This is a genomic window from Allorhizocola rhizosphaerae, assembly GCF_003426775.1.
Lineage (GTDB): Bacteria > Actinomycetota > Actinomycetes > Mycobacteriales > Micromonosporaceae > Allorhizocola > Allorhizocola rhizosphaerae.
Genome location: NZ_QJUG01000342.1, coordinates 1 through 6,557 on the forward strand (window position 1 = coordinate 1; position 6,557 = coordinate 6,557).

The window sequence follows — 6,557 nt, forward strand, 5'->3', positions numbered from 1 at the left end:
GTGTTGACGAAGAAGCCAACGACATCGTTGAGCGCATCATCCGTGCGTCCCGCCACAACCGTGCCGATCGGGATGTCCTGACCCGCGCCGGCTCGTGACAGGGCCACGCCGAGCGCGGCCTGCAACACCATGAGCAGGCTCGCACGGTGCTGCCGCGACAGGTCGAGCAGCCGTTGGTGCACCTCGGGTTCGAGCTTCGCCGTGACCGTGCCGCCGTCGTAGCTCGCGAGCGCCGGGCGTGGCCGATCGGCGGGCAGGTCCAGCACGGGTGGCGCGCCTTCGAGCGTCTCGCGCCAGAAGTCCAACTGTTGCGTTAGGACACCGGACACCAACTCCTGTTGCCACAGCGTGTAGTCCGCGTACTGCACGGGCAGCGGCTCCCAATCGGGTTCCTGCCCCACCAAACGGGCCTGATACGCGGTCGCGATGTCCCGCCACAGCGGGCCCATCGACCAGCCGTCGGTGGCGATGTGGTGCAGCACGAGCACGAACACCGACTCCTGCGGGCCGGTCACGAAAAGCTTGGCGCGCAAAGGCATGTCCACCGACACGTCGAACGGTTCGTTGGCGAACGCGTCGACCAGTGCGGGTGCCGCGTCGGGCGTGCACTCCACGGTCACCAGCTCGGGCCGCACGTCATCGAGGATCACCTGGAACGGTTCGCCTTCGATGGCCGGGAACACCGTGCGCAACACCTCGTGCCGTTCGACGACGTCCGCCAGCGCCGCAGCCAGCGCGTCGCGATCGGGCACCCCGCTCAGCCGCAACACCGCCGGCACGTTGTAGGACGACGACGGGCCTTCGAGCCGGTTGAGGAACCACAGCCTCCGCTGCGCGTACGACAGCGGGATCGCGTCCTCATCGACGACGGGCTCTGCAGTGAAAGCGCGCTCGGGCGGTGGCGCGGTGACGCGCAGCGTCTTCTTGTCAATCTTGCCGGAGCTGGTGCGGGGCAACGCGTCCACGATGCCGATCGCACCGGGCACGGCCTGTTGCGGCAGCTGCGCGGCCAGGTGCTTGCGCAACTCGGCCACGCTCACCGGTGCCGCCGCCTCCACAAAAGCCACGAGCCGCTTGGACTGGCCGTGCTCCTGCGCGACCACCGCGGCCTGGCGCACCGCCGCGTGCCCAAGCAGGACCGACTCGATCGCCGCGGGATCGATCCGGTACCCACTGATCTTTATTTCATCGTCGACCCGGCCCAGATAGCCGAGCTGGCCGTCCTCCCGGACACAGACCAGATCCCCGGTGCGGTAGGCCGCCTGACCGTCCAATGTGGTGAACCGCCGCGCGGTCAGCTCGGGCCGTCCCAGGTACCCACGAGAAAGGCCGCCGCCAAGCAGCCACAGCTCGCCCTCCACCACGGCCGCCCGCACGCCCGGCAGCGGCAGTCCGATCGGCACCTCGTCGCTGTCGCATGTGGACAGCTCTGCCGCCGTCGCGACCACGGTCGCCTCGGTCGGCCCATAGGTGTTGAGCAGCCGCACGCGCTCACCGGCGCACTCGCGCCAGCGCGCGACGCGTTCGGGCAGCGCGGCCTCGCCGCCGATGATGACGATGCGCAGCGCGGCCGGAAGCTCGACCACGCCCGCGCCGACGGCGTAAACGAGCTCGTGCCAATAGGCGGTGGGCAGATCGAGCACCGTCACCCCGTGGACGACGCACCCGTCCACGAGCCCGGCGATGTCGAGCATGCTGTCGGTGCGCAACACCAGCGTGCCACCCGCGCACAGCGTCACGAAAATCTCCTCGACGCTGGCGTCGAAATGCAGTGGGGCGAACTGCAACACGCGGTCCTCGGGACCAAACCCGTAGCGCTGCAACGCTCCCGCGACGAAATGAGCCAGCGCCTCGTGCCCGACGAGCACACCGTTGGGAGTGCCCGTCGAGCCGGACGTGTAGATGACGTAGGCGACGCCCGCCGGCACGCCCGGACCGGGCAGCACCGCGCCGTCGCAATCGGTGTGCGGGGGCGGGGTCGCGCCGCCGCACGCGTCCTGCAGGATCGCCTCGTTGCGTGCCTGCGGGGCGCTCGGGTCCAGCGGCAGATATGCGGCGCCTGTGCGCAACACCGCCAGGATCGCCACGATCGCGTCCATGCCGCGCGGCTGGCAGACCACCACCAGCCGGCCGGGGCCAGCACCGTCGGCGCGCAGCTGCTCCGCTCGCGCGATCACCGCCGCATCCAGTTCCTGATAGGTCATCCGGCTCTCGCCGTGCACCAGCGCCGTCCGATGTTGACCGGCGCCGGTGCGCGCCGCGATCGACTCCAGCACGGGCACGACGGGGAACGCCAGCGGCTCCCCGTCGAGGATGGTCGCCGGTTCTGCGCCGACGGCAGCCAGCATGGGACTCCTCCTTTGGCAAGCTTCGATCTCAACACTCAGGTTAGGGACGGTCTTGCCTGGTGAGAGGCAGTAACGGAGGCAGCTATCGCGCTCTGGCGGTTGACCCCGCGGCGCCAGCTCTCTGCACCGCGTGCCCTGTGCAGAGTGCTGGCGGCGGTTTCCAAGCCGCGTGCTCCGCGCGAAGCGCGTGCCAAGATCCCGCAACGTGCCTGGCACGTTGCGGGATCTTGGGGAGATACGCGCTAGCGCTGCACCGTCCGGTCAGCCGGCCCGGCTCGCCCGCGATCGCTTGCGCAGCGCCGGCCGGTTCGCGGCCCCGGTCGTGCTCTGGAAGCGCTCGCTGAGCGCCGCGACAGTCGGGGCCTGGAACAGATCGCGCAGGTCCACGTCGACGCCGAGCACCGCACGGGCCCGGTTCACCAGCCGCACGGCCAGCAGCGAGTGCCCGCCGAGATCGAAGAAGTCGTCGTCGATGCCGACCGTTTCCACCCCGAGCACCTCGGCGAACACGCCGCACAGGATCTCCTCGCGCGGGTTGCGCGGCGGCCGTGTCGCGCCGGAGCCGCCGAAGGCGGGGGCTGGCAACGCCTTGCGGTCGAGCTTGCCGTTGACCGTGATCGGGAGCCGGTCGAGCACCACGAACGCCGACGGCACCATGTATTCGGGCAGGGCCTGCGCCGCCGCCGCGCGCAGCGCGGGCGCGTCCACAGTGGACTCCCCGGCCGGGACGACGTAGGCCACGAGCCGCTTGTCGCCCGGACGGTCCTCGCGCACGATCACGGCCACCTGCCCGACGGACGGCTGCGCGCCGAGCACGGTCTCGATCTCGACCAGCTCGATCCGGAATCCGCGCAGTTTCACCTGGCCGTCGGCGCGCCCGAGGAACCGGATCTCGCCGTCCGGGGTCCAGGTGACCAGGTCACCTGTGCGATACATGCGCCCGCCGTCCGCGCCGAACGGGTCGGCGACGAAGCGCTCGGCGGTGAGCCCGGCCCGCCCGACGTAGCCGCGCGCCACCTGCTCACCCGCGATGTAAAGCTCGCCTGTGCCACCCGGCGGCACGGGGTGCAGGCGCTCATCGAGGACATAACCGCGCGTGTTATCCAGCAAACGTCCTAAATAGACTCCATCCAGTACCCGTTGTGAGGTCTCGAATCGTTGGTGGTGTGAGGCGAACGTGGTCTCGGTCGGGCCGTAGCTGTGCACCACGACCGTGTCGGGGCAGTGCTCCAGCACGCGTTGGAGCGCCGCCGGGGACGCGACATCGCCACCGGTCCACACCTCACGCAGCATGCGCAACGCATCCAGCCCTTCGTCGGCCATAATGTGGAACAGGCCGATGGTGAAGTAGGCCGCCGTGACGCCATATTTTTCTATGGTACGGGCCATGTGCCGCACGTCCGCGCCGTCTCCGGAGGCGACGACCAACTCCGTGCCGCGCAGCAGCGGTACCCAAATCTCATAGGTGGAGGCGTCGAAGCCGTAAGCCGAGTGGACCAGCATGCGGCGATGGTTCTCTTCATTCCAGCACCGATCGATCGCCAGCTGCACGACGTTGCGGTGGGTCACGCCCACGCCCTTGGGCCGACCGGTGGAGCCGGAGGTGAACATGACATACATCAGTGCGTGCTCACTGAGCGGGATGCCCGGATCGGTGTCGGGACCGTCCACTCCGGACTCCGCGGCCGCCAGCACGATGCGGGTCTGCGCCTCGCGTTCGGCCCGCACGGCGTCACTGTCGCGATAGGACTCATCGGTCACGAGCGTCGCCGCGCCGGTCTCCTCCATGATCATGCGTACGCGCGAGTTGGGCAGCTTCGCGTCGATCGGCACGTATGCGGCGCCGCACTTGAGCACGGCCAGGGTCGCGACGATCAGGTTCGCTGAGCGCTCCATGAGCACGCCGACCGCCGACTCGGGCCGCACGCCGGTGGCGATCAGCCGGTGGGCCAACGCGTTGGCACGCCGGTTGAGTTCGGCATAGGTCAGGCGCTCGTCCTCATAGGTGATGGCGACCCGGTCGGGTGCGCGGCGCACCTGCTGTTCGAACAGCTCGTGCACGCAGGCGGTCGGCAGGCCTTCGACGGTGGTGTCGTTGTACGCCGCGATCTGGCTGTGCTCGGCCGGGGTCAGCAGGTCGATGTCGGCGATGGGTTGGGTGGGGTCGGTCAGCACGGCCTGCACGAGCCGGGTCAGGCGAGCGGTGAGCGCTTCGATCGTGGCGCGGTCGAACAGATCGGTGGCGTATTCGAGTACGCCGCGGATGAAGCTTGGCTCCTCCTTGAGCGCCAGCGTCAGGTCGAACTTGGCCACGCCGGTCGTGAGCTCGATGTCGTCGCCCTGGATGCTGGAGCCGTCGACATCGGCGTCGGCGTTGTTCTGGAGCACGAGCATGACCTGCACCAGCGGGTGGTGTGCCGAAGACCGGGCGGGCCGAAGCTCCTCCACCAGGCGCTCGAACGGCAGGTCCTGGTTGGCGTACGCGGCCAGGTCGGCATCGCGCACGCGCTCGACAAGCTCGACAAAGCTGGGATTGCCGGAGACGTCGGTGCGCATGACAAGCGTGTTGACGAAGAACCCGACCAGATCGTTGAGCGCCTCGTCGGCCCGGCCGGCGACGACCGTCCCGATGGGTATGTCGTGCCCCGCTCCGAGCCGGGACAACAGCGCCGCGAACGCGGCCTGCACGACCATGAACAGGGTCGCGCCGGTCTCACGAGCCAGCTCATGCAGCCCGGCCGGAAGGGTGAACTTCACCAGATCACCGCGGTGGCTCGCGACCGCCGGTCGAGGGCGATCCGTGGGTAGGTCCAGCACCTGCGGTGCACCCGACAGCGCCTCGCGCCAGAAGGCAAGCTGCTGTGAGAGCAGACTGTCCGGGTTGGACGCCTCACCGAGCAGTTGTTGTTGCCACAGCGCATAATCCGCATACTGCACTGGCAACGGCTCCCAATCGGGCGTGTGCCCCGCACACCTTGCCGCGTAAGCGGTGGACAGGTCGGCCAGCAGGGGTGCCAGCGACCACCCGTCGCCCGCGATGTGGTGCAGCAGCACGATGAGCACCTGCTCGCCACCGTCCACATTGAGCAGTGACATGCGCAGCGGGATCTCGCTGGACAGGTCGAACACATGCCCGATTTCGGCCTCAATCGCGGCCTCAAGCCGGTCTGGCGCGGTGGAGACAACCCTCAGCTCGGGCCGGGCGTCGGGCAGGATGGTCTGCCACGGCCGCCCGTCCACTGTGGAGTAGGTGGTGCGCAGGACCTCGTGCCGGCCCACGACATCGGCGAAGGCGGCCGCGAGCGCGGCCCGGTCGGCGGGCTCGCGCAGCCGCATCACGATCGGCAGGTTGTAGGCGCGCGACGCCTCCCACTGCGCCAGGAACCACAACCGCCGCTGCGCGAACGACAGCGGCACCACGCCGGTCCGCTCAACCGGGACGAGCGCGGGCCGCACCCCGGACCCGACGAGCTCACCGATGCGGCGGTCGAGCCCGGCCACGGTCGGGGTCTGGAACACGTCCCGAATGCCGACCTCCACACCCAGCACGACCCGAATGCGACTCACCAACCGCACTGCCAGAAGCGAATGCCCACCGTTCTCGAAGAAGTTGTCGTCGGGACCAATCCGTTCGCGCCCAAGAACTTCCGCAAACAGCCCACACAGCACATCCGCCCGCGCCGAGAACACCTCGGAAGCCCTCGCCGCCTCTTTCGCATCGCCACCCTTCCCGTCGATCATGAGCTTACGTCCATGTTCGACGGCGTGTCGGGACGCCAACTTCATGGTCGACTTTCGGGCAAGCTCGGGAGCCTCGGGCATCGGCTCGTCATAGGCGGCAGCCCGCAACACGCGCAGGTACAGGTCGAGCACGAGCTGGGCGGTCGCCTTGTCGAACAGGTCGGCCGAGTACTGCACGAGCACGTTGAGCCCGGCATCGCGGGTCTCGGTGCACGAGAACGAAAGATCGAACTTGGCGGCGTCCAACACGGACGGCTGGACCCGCCCGGGGATGTCGCCCAGCGCGAGGGCGTCGTCGCCGTCCTTGTCGACCGTGAGCATCACCTGGAACAGTGGGTGGCACGACAGCGAACGCGCCGGGTTGAGGTGCTCCACCAGCAGGTCGAACGGCAGGTCCTGATGGGCGAACGCGGCCAGGTCGGCGTCGCGCACCCGCTCGACCAGCTCGGCGAAACCGGGGTCGCCCGA

Annotated in this window: 2 protein-coding genes; both read right to left on the bottom strand. The window is 69.1% G+C overall.

Features of this window, described 5'->3' with window-relative positions; translation table 11 throughout:
* On the bottom strand, positions 1 to 2,348 hold a 2,348-nt coding region (locus tag DM816_RS39370; RefSeq protein ID WP_162908310.1), incomplete at its 3' end, for a condensation domain-containing protein.
* A gap of 261 nt (positions 2,349 to 2,609) precedes the next feature.
* The coding region (locus DM816_RS39375) for a non-ribosomal peptide synthetase (protein WP_117215574.1) at positions 2,610 to 6,557 on the bottom strand (3,948 nt) is incomplete at its 5' end.